Annotated in this window: 20 protein-coding genes and 1 pseudogene; 8 read left to right on the top strand and 13 right to left on the bottom strand. The window is 71.0% G+C overall.

Annotation, left to right across the window (positions count from 1 at the left end; translation table 11 throughout):
- Nucleotides 1-38: 38 nt before the first annotated feature.
- The 3 genes from zwf to pgl all read left to right on the top strand — a co-directional run bounded on the left by zwf (nucleotide 39) and on the right by pgl (nucleotide 3,361).
- Nucleotides 39-1,553, top strand: coding sequence for a glucose-6-phosphate dehydrogenase (gene zwf, locus ACN28C_RS15940; RefSeq protein WP_422774226.1), 1,515 nt, complete (start codon nucleotides 39-41; stop codon nucleotides 1,551-1,553).
- A gap of 69 nt (nucleotides 1,554-1,622) precedes the next feature.
- Nucleotides 1,623-2,606: a glucose-6-phosphate dehydrogenase assembly protein OpcA gene (locus ACN28C_RS15935; protein WP_422774225.1), complete on the top strand. Its 984-nt coding sequence runs from the start codon at nucleotides 1,623-1,625 to the stop codon at nucleotides 2,604-2,606.
- Nucleotides 2,603-3,361: a 6-phosphogluconolactonase gene (gene pgl / locus ACN28C_RS15930; RefSeq protein ID WP_422774224.1), complete on the top strand. Its 759-nt coding sequence runs from the start codon at nucleotides 2,603-2,605 to the stop codon at nucleotides 3,359-3,361. The genes ACN28C_RS15935 and pgl overlap by 4 nt, the downstream gene beginning before the upstream one ends.
- Nucleotides 3,362-3,441: 80 nt before the next feature.
- On the opposite strand, the gene ACN28C_RS15925 is transcribed toward pgl, so the two are convergent.
- From ACN28C_RS15925 to rapZ, 8 genes are all read right to left on the bottom strand, one after another.
- Nucleotides 3,442-3,792 carry an RNA polymerase-binding protein RbpA gene (locus ACN28C_RS15925; RefSeq protein ID WP_422774223.1) on the bottom strand — a complete coding sequence of 117 codons (351 nt, stop codon included), beginning with the start codon at nucleotides 3,790-3,792 and terminating at the stop codon, nucleotides 3,442-3,444.
- A 119-nt stretch (nucleotides 3,793-3,911) separates the two neighbouring features.
- Nucleotides 3,912-4,166, bottom strand: coding sequence for a preprotein translocase subunit SecG (secG, locus tag ACN28C_RS15920; RefSeq protein WP_422774222.1), 255 nt, complete (start codon nucleotides 4,164-4,166; stop codon nucleotides 3,912-3,914).
- 52 nt (nucleotides 4,167-4,218) lie between these two features.
- Nucleotides 4,219-4,983, bottom strand: a complete 765-nt coding sequence (tpiA, locus tag ACN28C_RS15915) for a triose-phosphate isomerase (protein ID WP_422774687.1) — start codon at nucleotides 4,981-4,983, stop codon at nucleotides 4,219-4,221.
- Nucleotides 4,984-5,015: 32 nt separating this feature from the next.
- The gene (locus ACN28C_RS15910; protein WP_422774221.1) at nucleotides 5,016-6,215 is read right to left on the bottom strand and encodes a phosphoglycerate kinase; all 1,200 of its coding nucleotides are present in this window, start codon (nucleotides 6,213-6,215) and stop codon (nucleotides 5,016-5,018) included.
- A gap of 52 nt (nucleotides 6,216-6,267) precedes the next feature.
- Nucleotides 6,268-7,272, bottom strand: a complete 1,005-nt coding sequence (gene gap / locus ACN28C_RS15905) for a type I glyceraldehyde-3-phosphate dehydrogenase (RefSeq protein ID WP_422774220.1) — start codon at nucleotides 7,270-7,272, stop codon at nucleotides 6,268-6,270.
- Between the two features lie 264 nt (nucleotides 7,273-7,536).
- Nucleotides 7,537-8,517: a DNA-binding protein WhiA gene (gene whiA, locus ACN28C_RS15900; RefSeq protein ID WP_422774219.1), complete on the bottom strand. Its 981-nt coding sequence runs from the start codon at nucleotides 8,515-8,517 to the stop codon at nucleotides 7,537-7,539.
- A 95-nt stretch (nucleotides 8,518-8,612) separates the two neighbouring features.
- Nucleotides 8,613-9,578 (bottom strand): gluconeogenesis factor YvcK family protein, encoded by a 966-nt coding sequence (locus tag ACN28C_RS15895; RefSeq protein WP_422774218.1) that lies wholly within the window; start codon nucleotides 9,576-9,578, stop codon nucleotides 8,613-8,615.
- Nucleotides 9,575-10,552: an RNase adapter RapZ gene (gene rapZ / locus ACN28C_RS15890; protein ID WP_422774217.1), complete on the bottom strand. Its 978-nt coding sequence runs from the start codon at nucleotides 10,550-10,552 to the stop codon at nucleotides 9,575-9,577. The genes ACN28C_RS15895 and rapZ overlap by 4 nt, the downstream gene beginning before the upstream one ends.
- 190 nt (nucleotides 10,553-10,742) lie before the next feature.
- On the opposite strand from rapZ, the gene ACN28C_RS15885 reads away from it, so the two are divergent.
- Nucleotides 10,743-11,333 (top strand): winged helix-turn-helix domain-containing protein, encoded by a 591-nt coding sequence (locus tag ACN28C_RS15885; RefSeq protein ID WP_422774216.1) that lies wholly within the window; start codon nucleotides 10,743-10,745, stop codon nucleotides 11,331-11,333.
- Between the two features lie 31 nt (nucleotides 11,334-11,364).
- The gene (locus tag ACN28C_RS15880) at nucleotides 11,365-12,660 is read left to right on the top strand and encodes an MFS transporter (protein WP_422774215.1); all 1,296 of its coding nucleotides are present in this window, start codon (nucleotides 11,365-11,367) and stop codon (nucleotides 12,658-12,660) included.
- An 81-nt stretch (nucleotides 12,661-12,741) separates the two neighbouring features.
- Here ACN28C_RS15880 and ACN28C_RS15875 read toward each other — a convergent pair whose 3' ends face one another.
- Complete coding sequence (locus ACN28C_RS15875) at nucleotides 12,742-13,401, bottom strand: hypothetical protein (RefSeq protein ID WP_422774214.1); 660 nt, start codon at nucleotides 13,399-13,401, stop codon at nucleotides 12,742-12,744.
- A gap of 585 nt (nucleotides 13,402-13,986) precedes the next feature.
- On the opposite strand from ACN28C_RS15875, the gene ACN28C_RS15870 reads away from it, so the two are divergent.
- The 3 genes from ACN28C_RS15870 to ACN28C_RS15860 all read left to right on the top strand — a co-directional run bounded on the left by ACN28C_RS15870 (nucleotide 13,987) and on the right by ACN28C_RS15860 (nucleotide 15,843).
- Nucleotides 13,987-14,139: a hypothetical protein gene (locus ACN28C_RS15870; RefSeq protein WP_422774213.1), complete on the top strand. Its 153-nt coding sequence runs from the start codon at nucleotides 13,987-13,989 to the stop codon at nucleotides 14,137-14,139.
- A 151-nt stretch (nucleotides 14,140-14,290) separates the two neighbouring features.
- Complete coding sequence (locus ACN28C_RS15865; protein ID WP_422774212.1) at nucleotides 14,291-14,896, top strand: hypothetical protein; 606 nt, start codon at nucleotides 14,291-14,293, stop codon at nucleotides 14,894-14,896.
- A gap of 107 nt (nucleotides 14,897-15,003) precedes the next feature.
- A complete protein-coding gene (locus ACN28C_RS15860; RefSeq protein WP_422774211.1) occupies nucleotides 15,004-15,843 on the top strand; it encodes a hypothetical protein in 840 nt (279 codons plus the stop codon).
- A gap of 39 nt (nucleotides 15,844-15,882) precedes the next feature.
- On the opposite strand, the gene ACN28C_RS15855 is transcribed toward ACN28C_RS15860, so the two are convergent.
- The 4 genes and pseudogenes from ACN28C_RS15855 to uvrA form a co-directional block, all read right to left on the bottom strand.
- On the bottom strand, nucleotides 15,883-16,764 hold the full coding sequence (locus ACN28C_RS15855) for a hypothetical protein (protein ID WP_422774210.1): 882 nt from the start codon (nucleotides 16,762-16,764) through the stop codon (nucleotides 15,883-15,885).
- 578 nt (nucleotides 16,765-17,342) lie between these two features.
- A complete protein-coding gene (gene uvrC / locus ACN28C_RS15850) occupies nucleotides 17,343-19,280 on the bottom strand; it encodes an excinuclease ABC subunit UvrC (protein WP_422774209.1) in 1,938 nt (645 codons plus the stop codon).
- 146 nt (nucleotides 19,281-19,426) lie between these two features.
- Nucleotides 19,427-19,915 carry a Rieske (2Fe-2S) protein gene (locus ACN28C_RS15845; RefSeq protein ID WP_422774208.1) on the bottom strand — a complete coding sequence of 163 codons (489 nt, stop codon included), beginning with the start codon at nucleotides 19,913-19,915 and terminating at the stop codon, nucleotides 19,427-19,429.
- Nucleotides 19,916-20,200: 285 nt separating this feature from the next.
- Nucleotides 20,201-23,167 (bottom strand): annotated as a pseudogene (uvrA, locus tag ACN28C_RS15840) (excinuclease ABC subunit UvrA); the annotation flags it as partial.
- Nucleotides 23,168-23,210 lie beyond the last annotated feature (43 nt).

Raw genomic sequence — 23,210 nt, 5'->3', positions numbered from 1 at the left:
CATGCTGACAGTGACCGACTGAGCGAGGAGGGGGAGCCGTGAATCCGCTGCGCGACCCGCAGGACCGGCGGTTACCGCGGATCCCGGAGCCGTGCGCACTGGTGATCTTCGGCGTCACCGGGGACCTGGCCCGCAAGAAACTGCTGCCGGCCGTCTACGACCTGGCCAACCGGGGCCTGCTGCCGCCGGGCTTCGTGGTGCTCGGCTTCGCCCGCCGTGACTGGGGCGACGGCGACTTCGAGTCGATGGCCCGGGACGCGGCACAGGCACACGCTCGGACACCGTGGCGGGAGGAGGTCTGGGGCCGGCTCGCCGGCAACATCAAGTTCGTCGGCGGCGCCTTCGACGACGACGCCGCCTTCGACAAGCTGGCCACCTGCCTGGAAGAGCTGCGGGAGAGTCACGGCATCGGCGGCAACGCCGCGTTCTACTTCTCCATCCCGCCGGCCGCGTTCCCGACCGTGCTCAAGCAGCTCGCCCGGACCGGCATGGCCGACAACGACAAGTGCGGCGGCTGGCGGCGGGTGGTGGTGGAGAAGCCGTTCGGGCACGACCTGCCCTCGGCGAAGGCACTCAACGACCTGGTCGACGACGTCTTCACCCGGGACGACGTCTTCCGGATCGACCACTACCTGGGCAAGGAAACTGTTCAGAACATCCTCGCCCTGCGCTTCGCCAACAGCCTCTTCGAGCCGCTCTGGAACTCCAAGTACGTCGACTCGGTGCAGATCACCATGGCCGAGGACGTCGGCATCGGCACCCGGGCCGGCTTCTACGACGCCACCGGCACCGCCCGGGACGTGCTCCAGAACCACCTGCTGCAACTGCTCGCCCTGGTGGCGATGGAGGAGCCGACCAGCTTCGACGCCAGCGAGATCCGGGCCGAGAAGCTGAAGGTGCTCCGCGCGATCACCCTGCCGAAGGACGTGCAGACCGGCACCGTACGCGGGCAGTACCTGCCGGGCTGGGTGGCCGGCAAGCGGGCGGTCGGCTACCTCGACGAGGAGGGGGTGCCGGCCGACTCCACCACCGAGACCTACGTGGCGGTCCGGCTCGGCATCCAGAACCGGCGCTGGGCCGAGGTGCCGTTCTACATCCGGGCCGGCAAGCGGTTGCCGCGCCGGGTGACCGAGGTCGCCATCATGTTCAAGAAGGCGCCGCACCTGCCGTTCAACCCCGCCGACATGGAGATGCTCGGCAACAACCAACTCGTCATCCGGGTCCAGCCGGACGAGGGCGTCGTGCTGAAGTTCGGCTCCAAGGTCCCCGGCACCACGATGGAGGTCCGGGACATCGCGATGGACTTCCAGTACGGCGAGGCCTTCACCGAGTCCAGCCCCGAGGCGTACGAGCGCCTGGTGCTCGACGTGCTGATCGGTGACCGGACGCTCTTCCCGGACGCCGCCGAGGTCGAGCAGAGCTGGCAGGTGATCGACCCGCTGGAGGAGGCCTGGGACGGCGTCCGGCCGGAGCCGTACCGGGCCGGCGAGTGGGGTCCACGGGCCGCGGACGAGTTGCTGGCCCGGGAGGGCCGGGCGTGGCGGCGGGCGTGACGCCCGGAGCAGCGCCACAACGACAGCACCCCGGAGCAGCGCAACAACGACAGCAACCAGGAGGCACCGTTGATCGGCTTGTGGGACACCACCGGTAACGAGGTGGTGAAGGCCCTGGCCGCCGAGCGGCGCAGCGCGGGCGGCGTGGCCAGCGGGATGGCGCTGACGCTGATCGTCGTGGTGGACGAGCCCCGGGTCCGGGAGGCCGAGGCGGCGGTGACGATCGCCTCGGCCGCGCACCCGTGCCGGATGGTGGTGGTGGTCCGCTCCGACATCGAGCGGGACCGCAACCGGCTCGACGCCGAAATCGTCGTCGGTGGCCGGCTCGGTCCGGGCGAGGCGGTGGTGACCCGGATGTACGGCCGGCTCGCCCTGCACGCCGAGTCGGTGGTGATGCCGCTGCTGGTGCCGGACGTGCCGGTGGTGACCTGGTGGCACGGCGAGCCGCCGACCGAGATCGCCAACGACTTCCTCGGCGTGGTGGCGGACCGGCGGATCACCGACTGTGCGCAGGCGGCCGATCCGGTGGAGGCGCTGCGGCAGCGGGCCCGGGACTACGCGCCCGGCGACACCGACCTGGCGTGGACCCGGATCACCCCGTGGCGCACCCTGGTCGCCGGGGCGTTCGACACCACCGAGGGCAACCAGGTCACCTCGGCGACCGTGGTGGCGCCGCACACCGACCCGACCGCGGCACTGATGATCGGCTGGCTCAGGTCCCGGCTGGGTCTGCACCCGCACTGGGAGCACACCAGCGAGTTTCCCCGGATGCGCTCGGTCGAGCTGAGCTGCGCCAACGGCGAGCAGGTCGTGCTGACCCGAGACGACAACCAGGCGACGTTCCGGCGTACCGGGCAGGCCGACCGGCAGCTTCCGCTGGTACGCCGCCCGCTCGGTGACGAGCTCGCCGAGGAGTTGCGCCGGCTCGACCCCGACCAGATCTACGCCGAAGCGCTCGGTGCCGCCGCCGGGGTCGCCGGTCTGCAGGCCCGGCCGGCGCAGCGGGTGCACGTCTGGAAGGACCCGACGAAGCAGCCGCAGGGGGTCGCGTGACCGGGACCGCGGTGGTGGTGCACGCCGACCCGGAACTGCTGGCGCAGGCGGTCGCGGCCCGACTGCTGGTCCGGCTGATCGATGCGCAGGCGGAGCGGGGCGAGGCAGCTGTTGTGTTGACCGGGGGCCGGATCGCCGCCGCCGTCTACCGGGCGGTCCGGGAGTTGCCGGCCCGGGACGCGGTGGACTGGTCCCGGGTCGACGTCTGGTGGGGTGACGAACGCTTCCTCCCCGCCGGAGACCCGGACCGGAACGAGACCCAGGCCCGGAAGGCACTGCTCGACGCGCTGCCGCTGGCCCCGGAACGGGTGCACCCGATGCCCGCCTCCGACGGCCCGGACGGGCCCGACCCCGAGGCGGCGGCGGTGCGCTACGCGGCCACCCTCGCCGCGGCGGCCGGGCCGGACACGGCCATGCTGCCCTACTTCGACGTGCTGATGCTCGGGGTGGGCGAGGACGGTCACGTCGCCTCGCTCTTCCCCGAGCATCCGGCCGGCGACGAGAGTCGCCCGGTGAGCGCGGTCCGGGGCAGCCCCAAGCCGCCACCGGTGCGGATCACCCTGACCCGTCCGGCGCTCAACACCGCCGAGGAGGTCTGGCTGATCGCGAGCGGCACCGACAAGGCGCGGGCGGTCGGCATGGCGCTGCACGGTGCCGGGGCGGGACAGGTGCCGGCGGCGGGTGTCGCGGGGGTGCGGCGGACCAGGTGGCTGTTGGACCGGGCGGCGGCCGCCGAGGTGACGCCGAGCCCCTAGGCCGGCTCAGGTGACGCCGAGCCCCTAGGCCGGCTCAGGTGACGCCGAGCCCCTAGGCCGGCTCAGGTGACGCCGAGCCCCTAGGCCGGCTCGCCACGGCGGCGGGCCCGGAGCGCGGCCAGCGCCTCGGCGAGCAGCGCCTCGCCGTCCGCCTCGCTGCGCCGCTCCTTCACGTACGCCAGGTGCGATTTGTACGGCTCGGTCCGCTGCCGCCCCGGCGGGTTGTGCGCGTCCTGCCCGGCCGGCTGGCCGCAGTGCGGACAGTCCCAGGTCTCCGGAATCTCGGCCTCGGCCGCGAGCAGGATCTTCAGCATGTGCCCCTTGCCGCACCAGTAGGTGACCGGGCGGCGGGGGGCGGGTTCGCATCGTTCGGTCGGGCGGGCCGGACCGGCACCGACCCGACTGCCACGGATGGCGCTGCCACTTGGCACGGTTCTTCGCTCCGTTCGTCAGAGGGGGTCCCCAGCAGGGCATGACAAACTGCGCGCGGCCCACGTTAGCGGACCGCGCGCGATTTGTACGCCCTGGTTCGTGGTGCGCCCGACGTTTGTCAGGTGGTCTCGGCGAGCCGCAGCCAGAGACCCAGCCCGACGATGCAGGCGAACCAGACAAGACCCACCAGAACGGTGTATCGGTCAAGGTTCTTCTCGGCCACCGAGGAGCCGGCCAGGCTGGAGCTGACCCCTCCGCCGAACATGCTGGACATGCCGCCGCCCTTGCCCCGGTGCAGCAGGATCAACAGGACGAGCAGCAAGCTCGTGATCACCAGCAACACGATCAACGTGTATGCGAACCAGATCGGCATGGCAGGGGTCAGTCCTCTCAGCTACGCGGGGCCCGTCAAGGATAGCGACCCGTCAACGGGCGATGTGCTCCGGGAACCGGCAGATCTGCGCGAACTCCTCGGCGTCCAGGCTCGCCCCGCCGATCAGTGCGCCGTCGACGTCCGGCTGCGCCATGATCGCCGCGATGTTCGCCGCCTTCACCGAGCCGCCGTAGAGGATCCGGATACCGTCGGCGGTCTGCTGGCCGTGCAGCTCGGCGAGGCGCTGCCGGATCGCCCCGCAGACCTCCTGGGCGTTCTCCGGGGTCGCGGTCTTGCCGGTGCCGATCGCCCAGACCGGCTCGTACGCGACGACCACCTTCGCCACCTGCTCGGCGGTCAGCCCGGCCAGCGAGCCGTCGAGCTGGTCGCGGACGTACGCCACCTGACCCTCCTGCTCGCGGATGTCCAGCCCCTCGCCGACGCAGAGGATCGGGGTCAGCTCGTTGGCCAGCGCTGCCTTGACCTTCGCGTTGACCAGGGCGTCGTCCTCGTGGTGGTAGGTCCGCCGCTCGGAGTGCCCGACCACCACGTAGCTGCAGCCCAGCGCGGTCAGCAGCGGGCCGGAGATGTCTCCGGTGTACGCCCCACCCTGGTGCGGCGAGAGGTCCTGCGCGCCGTACCCGATCATCAGCTTGTCGCCGTCGACGGCGGTCTGCACGGTGCGCAGGTCGGTGTAGGGCGGCAGCACCACCGTCTCGACCTCGGTCAACTGCTTCTCGTTGAGGCTCGCGGCGAGCTTCTGGATCAGCAGGTTGGCGTCCCGGTGGTTGAGGTTCATCTTCCAGTTGCCGGCCATCAGCGGGCGGCGGGCGGGTGCGGGGGTGGCCACTACTGCTCCAGAGCGACGATGCCGGGGAGAGCCTTGCCCTCCAGGTATTCCAGCGAGGCGCCCCCGCCGGTGGAGATGTGCCCGAACGACGACTCGTCCAGGCCGAGCGCGCGGACCGCCGCGGCGGAGTCCCCGCCGCCGACCACGGTGAAGCCCTTCACCGTGGTGATGGACTCGGCGATCCCCCGGGTGCCGGCGGCGAACGGAGCCAGCTCGAAGACGCCCATCGGGCCGTTCCAGAACACCGTACGGGCGGTGCCGATCGCCTCGGCGAACTCGGAAACCGTCCGGGGGCCGATGTCCAGACCGAGCCGGTCGGCCGGGATCGCGGTCACCGGCACCGTGTCGTACGCCGCCTCGGCGCTGAACTCGGTCGCCGCCACCACGTCCACCGGCAGGACGATCCGCCCCTCGCCCCGGGCCAGCAGGTCCCGGCAGGTGTCGAGCATCTCCTCCTCGAGCAGCGACTTCCCCACCTCGTGCCCCTGGGCGCGCAGGAAGGTGAAGCACATGCCGCCACCGATCAGCAGCTTGTCGACGGTGGGGAGCAGCGCCTCGATCACGGCAAGCTTGTCGGAGACCTTGGAGCCGCCGAGCACCACCACGTAGGGGCGGTCCGGCTCCTGCCGCAGCCGGGCCAGCACCTCCACCTCGCGCAGCACCAGCCGGCCGGCGACGTGCGGCAGCCGGGCCGGCACGTCGTGGACGCTGGCGTGGCTGCGGTGCACGGCACCGAACGCGTCGTCGACGTACGCCTCCGCGAACGCGGCGAGCTGGTCGGCGAACACGCCCCGCTCGGTGGTGTCCTTGCTGGTCTCGCCGGCGTTGAAGCGGAGGTTCTCCAGCAGCGCGACCTGCCCCGAACCGAGCTGCTCGACCGCCTTGCGGGCCGACTCGCCGACCGTGTCGGTGGCGAACGCCACCTCGGCGCCGAGCAGCTCACCGAGGCGGTCGGCGACCGGGGCGAGGCTGTATTTCGGGTCTGGCGCACCCTTCGGGCGCCCCAGGTGGGAGCAGACCACCACGGCGGCCCCGGCGTCCCGCAGTGCGGTCAGCGTCGGCAGCACGGCCCGGATCCGGCCGTCGTCGGTGATGGCGCCGGTCTCCTTGTCGAGGGGCACGTTCAGGTCGGCGCGCACCAGCACGCGCCGACCCGACACCCCCTCGGCGAGCAGATCGTCGAGGTTACGGATGCTCACAGAGCCATCACTCCGTTCGCGACTGCGGGGCTCGCAAGCTCACTCCTCGCGCTCACAGCCCGGCACCGACCAGCTTCACGAGGTCGACGAGGCGGTTCGAGTAGCCCCACTCGTTGTCGTACCAGCCGACGACCTTGACCTGGTCGCCGATCACCTTGGTCAGGCCGGAGTCGAAGATGCAGGAGGCCGGGTCGGTGACGATGTCGGTGGAGACGATTTCGTCCTCGGTGTAGGTGAGGATGCCCTTCAGCGGGCCCTCGGCGGCCGCCTTCATCGCGGCGTTGACCTCCTCGACCGAGGTCTCCCGGCCGGCGGTGACGGTCAGGTCGGTGGCCGAGCCGGTCGGGATCGGCACCCGCAGGGCGAAGCCGTCCAGCCTGCCCTTGAGATCGGGGAGGACCAGCCCGATCGCCTTGGCGGCACCGGTCGAGGTCGGCACGATGTTCAGCGCGGCGGCGCGGGCCCGGCGGAGGTCCTTGTGCGGGCCGTCCTGGAGGTTCTGGTCCTGGGTGTACGCGTGGATGGTGGTCATCAGGCCGCGCTCGATGCCGAACGTGTCCTGCAGCACCTTGGCCATCGGGGCGAGGCAGTTGGTGGTGCAGGAGGCGTTGGAGATGATGTTGTGCGTGGCCGGGTCGTAGGACTGGTGGTTGACCCCCATCACGACCGTGACGTCCTCGTTCTTGGCCGGGGCCGAGATGATGACCTTCTTGGCACCGCCGTCGATGTGCGCCCTGGCCTTGGTGGCGTCGGTGAAGAAGCCGGTCGACTCGATCACCACGTCGGCACCGAGGTCGCCCCAGGGCAGCTTGCCCGGGTCCTTCTCGGCGAAGACCTTCATGGTGTGCCCGCCGACGCTGATCTCGTCGGCGCTCGCCTTGACCTCCTGCGGCAGCCGGCCGAGGATGCTGTCGTACTTGACCAGGTGCGCCAGCGTGGCGTTGTCGGTCAGGTCGTTCGCGCCGACCACCTCGACGTCGGCGCCCGACGCGAGCACCGCGCGGAAGAAGTTGCGGCCGATCCGGCCGAATCCGTTGATGCCAACCCGGATGGTCACTGGGTCCATCTCCTCGTGTTCTGGTTCGCCGCCGACTGACCGTGCGGCGGCGAAGATGGGTGCGCCGACCGTTGGAGCCGGCCGCTGGATGTCACCCCGGCCGTCTCACCGCGAACCATGGGCGGTCAGCACGGCGGAGAAGGCCGGTCCCGGCCCCGTCGCCGTACGCTGCGACCTTATCCGAGCGCGCCGCCCCGCGTTGCGTCGGGGCACAATCCGGCCAATCGACTTCACCGGCGGGTGTGTGACGCCGCCCCGGGGGGATCAGACCGCCAGCATGTCCGGGGTGACCGCCGCCTCGGTGTCCGGGATGCCCAGGTCACGGGCGCGTTTGTCGGCCAGCGCCAGCAGCCGGCGGATCCGGCCGGCGATGGCGTCCTTGGTCAGTGGCGGGTCGGCCAGCGCGCCCAACTCCTCAAGGGACGCCTGCCGGTGCTCCAGCCGGAGCCGGCCGGCCGAGGTGAGGTGGTTGGGGGCGTCCTCGGCGAGGATCTCCAGGGCCCGGGTCACCCGGGCGGCGGCGGCGACCGCGGCCCGGGCCGAGCGGCGCAGGTTCGCGTCGTCGAAGTTGGCCAGCCGGTTGGCGGTGGCCCGCACCTCACGGCGTACCCGGCGTTCCTCCCAGGAGAGCACGCTGGAGTGGGCGCCGATCCGGGTGAGCAGCGCGGCGATCGCGTCGCCGTCCTTGACCACCACCCGGTCCACCCCGCGCACCTCGCGGTATTTCGCGGTGATGCCGATCCGGCGGGCCGCGCCGACCAGGGCGAGCGCGGTCTCCGGGCCGGGGCAGGTGATCTCCAGCGCGCTGGAGCGGCCGGGTTCGGTCAGCGAGCCGTGCGCCATGAAGGCGCCCCGCCAGGCCGACACCGCGCAGCAGACGTTCGCCGCGACCACGTGCGGCGGCAGCCCGCGTACCGGTCGGCCACGGACGTCGAGCAGGCCGGTCTGCCGGGCCAGCGCCTCACCGTCCTTGACCACCCGGACGATGTAGTGGCTGCCCTTGCGCAGCCCGCCGGAGGCGAGGACGTGGATCTCGCTCGGATATCCGTAGACCTCGGCGATCTCCCGGCGGAGCCGGCGGGCCACCGCACCGGTGTCCAGCTCGGCCTCGACCACCACCCGCCCGGAGACGATGTGCAGTCCACCCGCGAAGCGCAGCAGGGCAGCCATCTCCGCCCGCCGGCAGCAGGGCTTGGGCACATCCACCCGGCTCAGCTCGTCCTTGACCGCAGCCGTCATCGCCATCTTGTCGTCACCTCGGAGGCCGATCCCGGCGGGTGCCGGTGATTACTACGTGCTTCGTCGTGGTTCGTGGATGCTCAACGGTGATTCGTAGGTGCTTAACGATCGGCGCCCAGGAGAGGCACCAGTGCGGCGCCGAGCGCTGCCGGATCGTGCTGGGGACCACCGTCCGGCACGGCCACCGGGGCGAGCACCAGCCGCGCACCCAGCGATTCTGCCGCACGATGCACCGGTTCGGGGTCACCCACCGCCTTCCCGTCCGCCAGCACCATGTCCACGCTGAGACCGGGCAGGTACCAGCCGAGCGCCGCCAGGTGGTCGGCGAGGGAGAGGCCGAGGGTCTCCGCCTCGTTGGCGAGGTTGAGCGTGACCAGCCGGCGGGCCGGGCTGGCGACGATCGCGGCGGCCAGCTCCGGCACCAGCAGGTGCGGGATCACGCTGGTGTACCAGCTCCCCGGTCCGAAGATCAGCCAGTCGGCCTCGCCCACCGCCGCCACCGCCTGCGGGCAGGCTGCCGGGTCCTCCGGGGTGAGCCGGACCAGCTCGACGCGGCCGTCGGTGACCGCCACCGCGTGCTGGCCGCGCACGGTCTGCACCGCACCGGGCCGGCGCGGGTCCGCGCCGCGTACCCGGGCCTCGATGCCGACCGGCTGGCAGGCCATCGGCAGCACCCGGCCGACCGCGCCGAGCATCGCGCCGGCGTGGTCGAGCGCGGCCACCGGGTCGCCGAGCAGCTCCATCAACCCGCAGAGCACCAGGTTGCCGACGGCGTGCCCGGCCAGCGGATCCGGCCGGGGCCCGCCACCGGCGAACCGGTGCTGGAACAGCTCCGCGCTGCGCCGGCTGCCGGGCTCGTCGGCCGCGAGCGCGGCGAGCGCCTGCCGCAGGTCACCGGGAGGTAGGGCGCCACGCTCCAGCCGCAGCCGGCCGCTGGAGCCGCCGTCGTCGCCGACCGTGACCACCGCGGTGATCTCCAGGTCCAATTCCGGCGCGCAGCGGCGCAGCGCGCGCAGCGACGCCGCGAGGCCGTGCCCGCCGCCGAACGCGACGACGCGGCGCCTCACTCGCGCCCCAGGTCGCGGTGGTGCGCGGTGGCGGCCAGCCGGGCCTGGCGCAGCCGTGCCGCCAGTTCCTCGGAGATCGCCACGCTGCGGTGCTTGCCGCCGGTGCAGCCCACCGCCACGGTCAGGTAGCGCTTCCCCTCCCGCTCGAAGCCGGGCGCCGTGGCGTTGATCAACCGGGCGTACGTCTCGACGAAGGTCACCGCGCCGCGCTGGCCGAGCACGTACCGGCTGACGTCCTCGTCCCGACCGGTGTGCTCGCGCAGCTCCGGCACCCAGTAGGGGTTGGGTAGGAAGCGGGCGTCGAGCACGAAGTCGGCGTCGGGCGGGAGACCGTACTTGAAGCCGAAGGAGAGCACGGTGACCCGGAGCCGTCGGGCGTCCTCGCCGCCGAAGAGCTCCTCCACCCGGCTGCGGAGCTGGTTCACGTTCAGGTGGGACGTGTCGATGATCACGTCGGCCTGGTCGCGGGCCTCCTCCAGCAGCCCGCGCTCGACGGCGATGCCGTCGGCGAGCCGGCCGTCGCCCTGCAGCGGGTGCGAGCGTCGGACGCTCTCGAAGCGGCGGATCAGCACCTCGTCGTCGGCGTCCACGAAGACCACCCGGGGCTGGAAGCCGCGCTCCTTGAGCGCCCGGATCGCCCCGGCGAGGTCGGTCGAGAAGGCCCGGCTGCGCACGTCGAGCACCATCGCGGTCTTCCGGGCCGCCCCGCCGGCCTGGAAGGCCAGCTCGGCCATGTCGAGCATGAGTGCCTGGGGCAGATTGTCCACCACGTAGAAGCCGACGTTCTCCAGCGCCCGGGCGACGGTGCTGCGCCCGCCTCCGGAGACCCCGGTGACCACCACCAGGGTGGTGTCGGACCGGCTCGACTCCGGCTCGGCCGAGACCGGCGCCGGGGTTGTCCCGTCCGGCAGCGGTTCCGCCCCGTGCTCCTGCTCCGCCGGCGACCCGTCGGTCGCCACCCGCGTCTCGCTCATGTTCCACCCCCCAGCCGCCCCGCCTGCCGGATCGACGGTACGCGCCTGCGGGCGCGTACCCGAGGGTCGACCACCCGGCGAGGTTTGGAGACGTAATCTACCCGGCCGTCGGAATCTCCCGAGCCACCGGCCCGGCCGGATTCACTGGAGGCAGTTGCTAAAGAAATCTTTCTAGAGATAGCTTTAGCATATGTCGTCCAAGCCCGAGGTCCGGCTGACCGACCCCCGAGCGCTCCGGGGCTACGCCCACCCCCTCCGGTTGGCCCTGGTCGGGCTGCTGCGCCGGGAGGGCCCGCTGACCGCCACCCAGGCCGCCGAGCGGCTCGACGAGAGCGTGCCGAGCTGCTCATACCACCTCCGACAGCTCGCCAGGTACGGCCTCGCCGAGCGGGTCGAGGGTGCCGACGCCCGGGAACGTCCGTGGCGGGCGACCGCCCAGGTCACCTCCTGGGACGACCTCTCCGACGACCCGGATGCCCGGGTGGCGGCCAATGAGCTCAACGCGATCATCCTGGACCACTACGTCGCACGGGCCCGGACCCACCTGGTGCGCCGGGCGGACGAGCCGGCGCAGTGGCGGGCCGTGCTCGGCTTCGGCGACGCCCTGGTGCACGTCACCGCCGCCGAGCTCGCCGAGCTCTCCGAGCGGATCGAGGCGCTGCTCGCCGAGTACGACGAGCGGCTGACCGACCCGGCGACCCGGCCGGAGGGCTCCCGGCCGATCGGCGTCATCCAGCTACTGGTCCCCACCGATCCGCCACCGACGTCGGCCACACGATGACCCGCGGCCCGCGACCGCCGGACGCGGCGCGATGACCGGCACCCTGCCCCGGCCGGCGGCCCGGCGCGCCCGGCGCTGGCTGCCTGATCTGCTACGCCAGGCACCGTTCCGGCGGTACTGGTCGGCACAGACCGTCTCTCTCTTCGGCGACCAAATCTCCGCGATCGCCCTGCCCCTGCTGGCGGTGCTCGGCACCGGAGCCGGTCCGGCCGAGATGGGCTATCTGACCGCCGCCGCACTGATCCCGAACCTGCTCTTCTCACTGCTCCTCGGCGCCTGGGTCGACCGCTACCCGCACAAGCGGCGGGTGATGGTTATCGCCGACCTCGGCCGGGCGGCGCTGCTGGCGGCCGTGCCGGTGGCGTACCTCGTCGGGGTGCTCTCCCTCGGGCAGCTCTACCTGGTCGCCTTCCTGACCGGCACCCTGGCCGTGCTCTTCGAGGTCGCGCACGGCGCGCTCTTCGTCTCGCTGGTGCCCCGGCGGGACTACGTCGACGCGAACGCGCTGACCAACGGCAGCCGGGCGATGTCGTACGTCGCCGGGCCGAGCGCCGGCGGACTGCTGGTGCAGACCCTCACCGCGCCGGTCGCGCTGCTCGCCGACGCGGTGTCGTACCTGGTCTCCGCGCTCTTCCTGGCCCGGATCCGGCCGGCGCGGGCGCCGGAGCCGGCCGCGCCGGACGGGACCGGGTTCGGCATCGGCCAGGGCCTCCGGTTCGTCGCCCGCTCCCGGATTCTCCGGGCGGTGCTGCTCGGCACCACCACGCTGAACCTCTTCAACTACATGTTCGCCGCGCTCTTCGTGCTCTACGTCAGCACGGAGCTGGGGCTCTCCCCCGGGCTGCTGGGCCTGGTGATCGGTGTCGGCTCGGTCGGCGCGCTGCTCGGCGCGGCGGTCACCGGCCGACTCGTCCGGCGGTTCGGCATCGGCCGGACCGCGCTTGTCGGTTTCGTGCTCTTCCCGGCTCCGCTGGTGCTGGTGCCGCTGGCCGGCGGGCCGACCCCGGTGATCGTGGGTGCGCTGCTCGTCGCGGAGTTCCTCTCCGGGCTCGGCGTGATGGTGCTGGACATCACCGTCGGTTCCCTCCAGGTCGCGGTCACCCCGGAGCGGCTGCTGGCCCGGGTCGCCGGCGCCAAGCGGACCGTCAACTACGGCATCCGGCCGATCGGCGCCGTCCTCGGCGGCAGCCTCGGCGCGGCGATCGGGGTACGCCCCACGCTCTGGATCGCCACCGTCGGTGCGGTCGCCGGGCTGCTCTGGCTGCTGCCCACCCCGATCCCGGGCCTGCGCGAACTACCCGAACCCGACACCTCCGCGGCCGCCTGACCGGCGTCAACAGGGTACGAAAAAGGCCGCGGCGGTGACGTCGTCGTCACCGCCGCGGCCGGCGTTCTCGCGTCGATCCGGTCAGCTGCGGGCCCAGGCGTCCGCGACGAGGTCGGCGGCCTGGTTCTCCCACTTGGCGTACGCGTCCGGGTAGGCCGACACCTGTACCTTCTGCGCGGCCACGGTCAGCGGCAGCTCCTGCCAGCCGTCAACCTGCCGCAGCCCCTTCAGGAACGCGGTCGTGGCGTACTCGGGGTCGGTGATCTGCTCCACCGTGCCCCAACCCGACGACGGCCGCTGCTGGAACAGGCCCTGCGAGTCGTGGTCGTTACGCGCACCCAGATGACCCAGGTTCTCCAACTTCGACTCCTGCAGGCTGGTACCGACCGCGATCACCGCGGCCCGCTCGTCCATGCCGGCCTTCTTGGTCGCCTTCACGATCGCCTTGACGTTGTCGGCCTGCTCGTCGGAGATGTCGATCCGCGACTGGGCACCCTGCACACCGTGCGGGACGAGCTTCTCCCGCTCCGGCTTGCCCTTGCCGTCCTGGTGGTCGCGGTCGGCCATCACCGAGTACGACGCCGGAGTGCCGACGTGCTCGGCGGTGGTCTGCGCGGCGATGGCCGGGGCGGCCACGGCGCCGGTCACGAACGCCAGGCCGGCCACGCCCAGTCCGGTCTTACGGATGATCGGAGTCTGCTCGATGGCCGGGAGCCATCGGCTGAACAGCTTCGTGTTCATGATGGTCTACCTTCCATTCGGGGATGAACACCCCACGGGGGACGCGAGGTGCCAATGGAGATGTCCCGAGGCAATGGGGGTGGCCTCCAGGACGATCGCCCGGCGCTCGGTGGCGCGCTCGTACTCGGGCGAACCCTATATGTAACGACCGCTCGCCACGGATCATTCCCGGGGGCCTCAACGGCTGCCCAGCTCATAGCGGCAACCACTCGGTCGTACGCCTTATGTAACGACCGGTGGCCGTCCGGCATTCCGCCGGGGTCGGCCGGACGCGACCCGTGAACCGGACATCGAACGCAAGGTCCGCCATCGGCTCACACGACGCGAGGCGGCACGCCATCTGCCCCTCCGGCGGCCCCCGGGACGAGCGGCAGCGGGTCTCGCCGGGGGCGTCCAGAGCTCTACCGAAGGGCTACTGGCGGCGGTGAGAGGAACAGGACTAAGGCGGCGGACCGGTGGGCGTCCGCAGGCAACATCCCGAAGGCACCGAGGCAGCTGACCATCACGTCTCGCCATGGGTCGGCGGCGGATAGGTGCCGATTGTTACCGTCCAGGTACACCCGGTCCAGCTCGACAGGGGAGGACATGAGCGAGTTCTACGTCGACACGTCCGGCCTGACCGGCCTCTGCAACCTGCTGCACCAGGCGTCCGGGGACGCGGGCGAGACGTTGCGATATACGCAGACGCACTGCGACCTTTCGTCGGCTTCTCTTCACTCTTCCTCGCCGCCGCGCTGATTGGGACGGTGGTCTGGTGGTCGCTCAGCTCTCCGGCCGATCGCGCCATCACCATCGCCGCATCCGTGCCCAGTGCCGTGAGCCTGGCGGTCGCTCCGGCGCCGCTGGAGAGCCCAACAGAGGAACGACCGATGACCTGGGGGAACGACAGGTGACCGATGACAGCAGGGAACAGGCCGCGTGGGCGGACCTTGAGCCGATCGCGAAGGAGATCTTTAATATCTGGAACGGCAGCCCGGAGCTGCGCTGGGCCGAGCACGCCTGGGCGATTCTGAGCCCAGAGGGCTTGACCCGCTACTCCTGGGAGGACGAGCGCACCCATTGCGTCCTCCGGCTGCTCGCCCTCGGGGTGCTCTATCGAGAGTTCTGCGCCCGTGCCTTTGACGAGGGCGAGCCCGGCCAGTGGCGGGACGCGCTGCCGACTGACCTGATCGGCGAATATCCCTGGCTGGACCCGTTCACGCTGGGGCAGGTGACCGAACGTGCCGGCATCGTGATCGACAATTCGCCCTGGTCGCGGGAGGATGCCATGTCCGAGGCCGTCGCGGAGCTTGTCGAGCAGGAGTACCCGGTGGTACGTGACGCGCTCGCCAAGCACTGGGGAGACGCCGGACTCTTTGCCACGCTGTGGGTCTCCACCAACGCAGGGACCGAATACCCACTCGACGCCGACCAGGTGAGGGCGATCGTCAACCATGACCTGACCGCCAACAAGCACATGGCGTACGGGTGGATCGCGGAAGGGCTGCCGCTGTAGTCGGGGCAGAGCGCGCAACCGCCCGAGCCAGACAAGCCCAGCCACCGAAAGTTGTCACAGTCTGACGGAGTGTGTCTACGACCCCGCATCATCGTCATACTTCTCTTATGCCACCCCGGGCCTCTGGGAAAGTAGCGCGCGTCCGTCTCGTCGAGCCTCAGCAGGGAAACCTCTTCGGTGACGGGGCTGAACTGGTGCGACAGGCGCTACACCCCGGCCAGACGGTCGAACGGTACGGGAGGATATGGCACCTTGGTCAGATCACAGAAGAAAACGGCTACCTATTCGGCCGCCTCGGCTACGAGAATCGGGTCGGCGCGGATCTATGGCAGGAAGAGGCCAAGGATTTCGAAAAGGCAAGAATTGAGAATGGCCTTGCCGCGCCGTTCGTCATCCGGCTGTCCGATCTCGTGATCGTATTCCAGCCACGCAAGCAAGAGATCCGTCCAATATCCTTCGCAGGTGCGCTGCGATCGATGCTCACGCTCGGCAAAAGTTACCCGAACTGGGGTGTTGAACCCCTCACAGGCGAGGTCATGTCATTCGCCACGTGGCGCCACGGAGTCGATGTGGTGACTCGCCTACGGTTCCGCGTGGAACAGGCTGACACTCTGACCGCACCCATCAGTCGTGTCGTCCACCAGATCATGGCTGGATGCCCAGATTGGGCCTCTCTCGAATGGCGAGCTGATATTGGTCTGGACACAGACGCCCCTCTCATCCAGGAGTTGCTGGCTGATGCGGGGCGTGGCGTTGGCGAATTGGTCGCCGTCGGCCGGAGTGCTACCTCACCTAACGTCGTGCGGCGTTGGAGCAGTCAACTTGGTGACGAAAGCCTGACAACCGAGGTCGACGCCATGAACGACGACGGAGAAGTCAGCCACGAGACATTGCTGGCACAACTCGAAGGCATCGAGCCGCACCGCACAGCCCTCGCCGGTCCCTGACGATTCCTACCAGCGACGCAGACGCTGTAGTACGGCAATCTAATCGGGGCCGAGCAGCGGCAGATAGTCCTCGGGCCGGTCGAGACATGAAGTGTAAGCGGTTGCGGAGAGGATGTCGCTCAGCCGCTCTCGCAACTCCTCAGGGTCGGGCTCGCACTCCAGACAAAGTCGAATGTGGATTTGGCGCACGGCGTCAGAGATCTCTTCCGCCTCGTCGTGGAAGTGATGCCGAGCCTCGTGGAGGATGGTGGCGAGCCGGTCCCACACCCGGGCGGCGTGCTCGACCACGCCGATCGCCTCGTCGCTCGCCGGACGCTGGACCAGAAGTTCCAATTCGTCGACGATTGCTCGACCGGCCTCCACAACGTCATGCAGTTCCCAGCGCCCGGCCGTCGCTTCGTCTGCCAGGTTGTCCGTCGTCCGGCGCGCGTCGTCCGCCTCCTCCTCGGTCAGCGGTCCGAGTCGTCCCGCGTACGTCATCAGCCGAGCCGCCAGGTGTCGGTCGTGGACCGCGTACTCGGCGACCAGCAGGGCCAGCCGCCGGGCCGGCAGGGTGGTCGCGATCTCGACCAGCCGGCGTACCTCGGGGTCGACCTTCACCTGTGACGGCGGTGTGGCAACAGACGACCAGGCGACCCCGTCCCGGAGCGCGCCGAGGGTCAGCGCCACGGCGTGGACGCAGAGTTCGTCGGGGTCCGACGGCGTCCCGCCGCAGTCGCACTCGGCGGTGAACGCGCCAGCAGCCACCCCTACCCAGACCTCGTATCCGGGCTGGCCTTTCCGGGTCAGCAGACAGGAGGCACCCCCACCGGACGGCGAGATCTCCCCCAGCAGCCCGGAGTCCAGCAGCGCTTCCGCGTCGGAGAAGGTCGCGGGCGGAACAGCTTCCCGTACGGCATCGATGTCCAGTCGCACAGCCACGCGCATATCTAACGGCATGCACGCGACCCCGTGTCTTCGGGGTTACGGTCAGCGCGACTGGAGGGCCCCGGCCCGAACGGCGCCGACGAACGCCGTCCAGTGTCGCCTCGGTCGTGCAGTAGGGAAAGCAGTCCGTACCGTCGTCGTGCTCGACCGGATGACGGCGTCGATCGCCGCCAACCTGGCCAGCGAGTTGACCGACCAGCGCTGGCAGCACCTCGCCGGGCGACGCTCCGGCCCGGCGGCGGGGTGCGGTCGCTGCCCTGCCCACCGTGACGACGGTCTCACGGGCGGCGCTGCGCGCCCGTGCTGCCGGGTCGGGTGACCAGGCAGACGAACGGGCCGCTTTCGGGGCGAATCCGCTGTGGCGGGGCGGTCGGCCAGGCACTTCCACAAGGGCACGGTGCTCGGCGCGGTCGGCGAGGTACTGCACGAGAACCTGGTCCGCGCGCTCACCGAGCTCAGACGGTGGTGGGTGTCGTGATCAAGCTCAACACCGCCTGCGTGGTGATGTGACCCAGATGAACCGTCGGTACGCCGAACACCACTGGCCGCACGGTGCGAACCGCAGCCGGAACTCAGCGGCTTTCCGGCGCTCCGGTCCTGTGCAGCGCCGCGACGATCGCCTCCGCCGTGCGCCGGCCGACGCCCGGCACCTCGGCTATCTCGTCCACTGTGGCAACCGAGAGCCGCTTCACCGAGCCGAAGTGCCGCAACAGCGCCTTGCGGCGTACCTCGCCGAGGCCGGGAACCTGATCGAGGCCGGAGACGGTCATCCGCTTCGAACGCCGCTCCCGGTGGAACGTGATGGCGAACCGGTGCGCCTCGTCCCGCAGCCGTTGCAGCAGATAGAGCCCCTCGGAGGTGCGGGGCAGGATCACCGGGAACTCGTCGCCGGGCAGCCAGACCTCCTCCAGCCGCTTGGCCAGCCCGCAGAGCGCGACGTCGTCGATGCCCAGCTCGGCCAGGACCTGCGCGGCCGCCGCGACCTGGGGCTGCCCGCCGTCCACCACCACCAGCTGCGGCGGGTACGCGAACCTGCGGGGCCGCCCGGTGGTCGGGTCGATGCCCGGCCGGTCCGGGTCGGAGGCCATCTCGTCGCCGATCTCCCCGGTCTCGCCCCGCGCCTGCAGGTAGCGGGCGAAGCGCCGCCGCAGCACCTCGGAGAGCGCCGACAGGTCGTCGGTGGCGCCGCGCACCACGAAGCGCCGGTATTCGCTCTTGCGGGCCAGGCCGTCCTCGAAGACGACCATGCTGGCCACCACGTCGGTGCCCTGGATCTGCGAGACGTCGTAACACTCGATGCGCAGGGGTGCGCTCCGCAGCCCGAGCGCCTCGGTGAGCTCGTCCAGCGCCTCGCTGCGGGTGGTCAGGTCGCCGGCCCGGCGCAGCTTGTGCCGGGTCAGCACCTCTCCGGCGTTGCGGGCCACCGTCTCCAGCAGCGCCCTCTTGTCGCCGCGCTGCGGCACCCGCAGCGTCACCCGGCTGCCCCGGCGGGCCGACAGCCACTCGGCCAGCGCGTCCGCGTCGGCCGGCAGCGCCGGCACCAGCAGCTCGCGGGGCACGTCGCCCTCGCCCTCCGCACCGCCGTAGACCTGCGAACAGAAGTGGTGCACCAGGTCGCCGGTGGTCAGCTCCTCGACCTTCTCCACGATCCAGCCGCGCTGGCCGCGGACCCGGCCGTCGCGGACGTGGAAGACCTGGACCGCCGCCTCCAGCGGATCCTCGGCAAAGGCGACCACGTCGGCGTCGGTGCCGTCGCCGAAGACCACGGTCTGCTTCTCCATCGCCCGGCGCAGGGCCGCGATGTCGTCGCGGAGCCGGGCCGCCAGCTCGAACTCCAGCGCCTCGCTGGCCTGACCCATCTCGCGTTCGAGCCGGCGGACCATCTGGTCGGTGCGGCCGGCCATGAAGTCGCAGAACTCGTCGACGATCCGGCGGTGCTCCGGCGCGGAGACCCGCCCGACGCAGGGCGCCGAGCACTTGCCGATGTCACCGAGCAGGCACGGCCGGCCGATCTGGGCCTGCCGCCGGAACACCCCGGCCGAGCAGGTCCGCGCCGGGAAGACCCTGAGCAGCAGGTCCAGCGTCTCGCGGATCGCCCAGGCGTGCGAGTACGGCCCGAAGTAGCGCACCCCCTTGCGCTTGGCGCCCCGCATCACCTGGAGCCGGGGGAACTCCTCGTCGAGGGTGACCGCGAGGTAGGGATATGACTTGTCGTCCCGGTAGCGGACGTTGAACCGGGGGTCGTACTGCTTGATCCAGTTGTATTCGAGCTGGAGCGCCTCGACCTCGGTGCCGACGGTGACCCAGTCCACGCTGGCCGCGGTGGTGACCATCTGCTGGGTGCGCTGGTGCAGGTTCCACAGGTCACCGAAGTAGGAGTTGAGCCGGCTTCGCAGGTTTTTCGCCTTGCCGACATAGATCACCCGGCCACTGGGATCGGCAAAGCGGTAGACCCCGGGCGCCTCGGGGATCGTGCCCGGAGCCGGGCGGTAGGTAGCGGGATCGGGCACGGCGCCAAGCCTAATCCCCGGCTGGGACAACGCCCGGCGCTGCGGCGGTGAACGGCCGGCCGCAGCGCCGGACGCCCCGGGCTCGTCCGGGCCACCACGACCGTCGTCGGGCGGGACGATGCTCGTCGGGGCGGGACGCTGCCTCGTCAGGCCAGGACGATGTTGTCCCCGTCAACCGCGATCTTCTGCTCCGGCAGCGGCTTGCGGGCCGGGCCGCCCTTGACCGACCCGTCGGCGACGGAGAACTTGCTGAAGTGGCAGCTGCAGTTGATCGTGCCGCCGTCGACACCGGTCACCGGGCACTGCTGGTGGGTGCAGATGGAGCTGAATGCCTTGAACTCGCCCTCGGTCGGCTGGGTGACCACGACCTGCTGCTCCGCGAAGATCTTGCCGCCGCCGACCGGGATGTCGCTCTTCTTGGCGAGCGCGGCACCGCCGCCACCCTCGGCCGGGGCGCCCGCCGAACCGCTGGGAGCCGGCGCGCCGCCGGCCGACGGGCTGCTTCCGGTGCCGTCGAGGGCGTCGTCGTCGCCCGTGCCGCAGGCGGTCAGGACCACGGTTACGCCAACCGCGCCCGCACCCGCCAACAGCGCCCGTCGGGTCTGCGTACCCGGCCCGGTCAGTTCGTCACTCATTCCTCGCCTTCCTGTTCGGCGCCGCGCCCCTCGTCGTCCGCGGCCACGCCGGAGAACACGGATAAACCCACCAACCGGTTCAATCCGCCGGTGTCAGGAGGCTCCGGTGCGGCGGCGTCCCGCCGGGCCGGCCTTCGCGGTCTCGCCGGCCCGGGACGCACCGCCTCGTACCGTACCGCCGCCGGCCTGGCCCGCGCCGGACTTCGCGGCACCGCCGTTCGCCCTACCGGCGGCGCCGCCACTGCCCTTGGCCGTGCCGCCGTTGGCCTTCGCCGTGCCGCCGTTGGCCTTCGCCGTGCCGGAGGTGCCGGCGCTGGCCTTGGCCGTGCCGCCGTTGGCTCTGCCGGAGGTGCCGCCGTTGGCCTTTGCCGCACGGGAGGTGGCGGCGCTCGCGCCCCGGGGCGGGCCGGTCAGCCCCAGCACCGGCCGCAGGAACTGGCCGGTGTGACTCTCCGGCACCTCGGCCAGCTCCTCGGGCGTGCCGGCGGCCAGCACCGTGCCGCCCCGGTGCCCGCCCTCCGGGCCCATGTCGACCAGCCAGTCGGCGGTCTTGATCACATCCAGGTTGTGCTCGATGACGATCACCGTGTTGCCCTTGTCGACCAGGCTGTCCAGCACCCCGAGCAGCTTGCGGATGTCCTCGAAGTGCAGGCCGGTGGTGGGCTCGTCGAGCACGTAGACGGTGCGGCCGGTGGAGCGCTTCTGCAGCTCGGAGGCGAGCTTGACCCGCTGCGCCTCGCCGCCGGAGAGGGTCGGCGCCGGCTGGCCGAGCCGGACGTAGCCGAGGCCGACGTCGACCAGGGTCTTCAGGTGCCGGTGGATGGCCGGGATCGCCGAGAAGAACTCGGCCGCCTCCTCGATCGGCATCTCCAGGATGTCGGAGACGGTCCGCCCCTTGTAGTGCACCTCCAGGGTCTCCCGGTTGTAGCGGGCACCCTTGCAGACCTCGCACGGGACGTAGACGTCCGGCAGGAAGTTCATCTCGATCTTGATCGTGCCGTCGCCGCTGCACGCCTCGCAGCGGCCGCCCTTGACGTTGAACGAGAACCGGCCCGGACCGTACCCCCGGACCTTCGCCTCGGTGGTCTCGGCGAAGAGCTTGCGGACGTGGTCCCAGACCCCGGTGTAGGTCGCGGGGTTGGACCTCGGGGTACGCCCGATCGGCGACTGGTCCACCCCGACCACCTTGTCGACGTGCTCGATGCCGCTGATCCGGGTGTGCCGGCCCGGCACCAGCCGGGCGCCGTTGATCTGGTTGGCCAGCACCGCGTAGAGGATGTCGTTGACCAGGGTCGACTTGCCGGAGCCGCTGACCCCGGTGACCGCGATGAACTGGCCGAGCGGGAACGGCACGGTGAGGTTGCGCAGGTTGTGCTCGCGGGCGCCCTGCACCACCAGCTCCCGGCCCGGGGTCTGCGGCCGACGCCCCTTCGGGGTCGGGATCGCCCTGCGCCCGGAGAGGTACGCCCCGGTCACCGACTCGGTGTTGGCCAGCAGATCCGGCACCGAGCCGCTGTGCACGATCTTGCCGCCGTGCTCGCCGGCCCCCGGACCGATGTCGACGATCCAGTCGGCCGTCCGGATGGTGTCCTCGTCGTGCTCCACGACGATGAGCGTGTTGCCCAGCCCTTTGAGCCGGACCAGCGTCTCGATCAGCCGGTGGTTGTCCCGCTGGTGCAGCCCGATCGAGGGCTCGTCGAGCACGTAGAGGACGCCGACCAGGCCGGAGCCGATCTGGGTGGCGAGCCGGATCCGCTGCGCCTCGCCGCCGGAGAGGGTGCCGGCCGGCCGGTCCAGCGAGAGGTAGTCGAGGCCGACGTCGACCAGGAAGCGGAGCCGGGCGTTGATCTCCTTGAGCACCCGTTCGGCGATCAGCTTCTGCCGGTCGGTGAGGGTCATCCCGCCGAGCAGCTCGGCGCACTCGCCGACCGAGAGCGCGCAGACCTCGGCGATGTTCCGCCCGCCGAGGGTGACCGCCAGCACCTCCGGCTTGAGCCGGCTGCCCCGGCAGACCGGGCAGGGCACGTCCCGCATGTAGCCCTCGTACTTGTCGCGGGACCAGTCCGACTCGGTGTCGTTGTGCCGGCGCTCGATCCACTGCACCACGCCCTCGAAGCCGGTGTAGTAGGAGCGCTCGCGGCCGTATTTGTTGCGGTAGCGGACGTGCACCTGGTCGCCGGAGCCGTGCAGGATCGTCTTCTGCGCCCGGGACGGCAGCGCCCGCCACGGGGTGTCGAGGTCGAAGTGCTCCGCCTCGCCGAGCGCCTGCAACAGCCGCAGGAAGTATTCCTGGGTCTGCCCGCCGGACCAGGGCTGGACGGCGCCCTCCCGCAGCGTCCGCTCCGCGTCCGGTACGACGAGCTCGGCGTCGACCTCCTTCTTGGTGCCCAGGCCCGTGCACTCGGGACAGGCGCCGTAGGGGGCGTTGAAGGAGAAGACCCTCGGCTCCAGGTCCTCGATCGCCAGCGGGTGGTCGTTGGGGCAGGCGAGGTGCTCGGAGTAGCGCCGCTCGCGCTGCGGATCGTCCTCGGGCAGGTCGACGAAGTCGAGCAGGACCAGGCCGCCGGCCAGGGCGAGCGCCGACTCGACCGAGTCGGTGAGCCGCTGCTTGGCGCCGGCCTTGACGGTGAGCCGGTCGACCACCACCTCGATGGTGTGTTTCTCCTGCTTCTTCAGCTTCGGCGGCTCGGTGAGCGGATGGACCACCCCGTCGACCCGGGCCCGGGCGTAGCCCTTGGACTGGAGTTCGGCGAAGAGGTCGACGTATTCCCCCTTGCGCCCGCGCACCACCGGGGCCAGCACCATGAACCGGGTGCCCTCCTCCATCGCCAGCACCCGGTCGACGATCTGCTGCGGGCTCTGCCGGGAGATCCGCTCCCCGCAGACCGGGCAGTGCGGCTCGCCGACCCGGGCGAAGAGCAGCCGGAGGTAGTCGTAGACCTCGGTGATGGTGCCGACGGTGGAGCGCGGGTTGCGGGAGGTGGACTTCTGGTCGATCGAGACCGCCGGGCTCAGCCCTTCGATGAAGTCGACGTCCGGCTTGTCCATCTGGCCGAGGAACTGCCGGGCGTACGACGAGAGCGACTCGACGTACCGCCGCTGGCCCTCGGCGAAGATGGTGTCGAAGGCGAGGCTGGATTTACCGGAGCCGGAGAGCCCGGTGAAGACGATCATGGCGTCGCGTGGCAGGTCGAGGCTGACGTCGCGGAGGTTGTGCTCACGCGCGCCACGGATGATCAGTCGGTCGGCCACTGTCCGCGCACTCCAGGGAGGAAGAGTCTGTTCTGTCCGATTT

It is taken from the genome of Plantactinospora sp. WMMC1484 (assembly GCF_049315195.1).
Taxonomy (GTDB): domain Bacteria; phylum Actinomycetota; class Actinomycetes; order Mycobacteriales; family Micromonosporaceae; genus Plantactinospora.
Note: the sequence above shows the minus strand (reverse complement) of the source record. Positions and strands in the feature narration are given on the sequence as shown.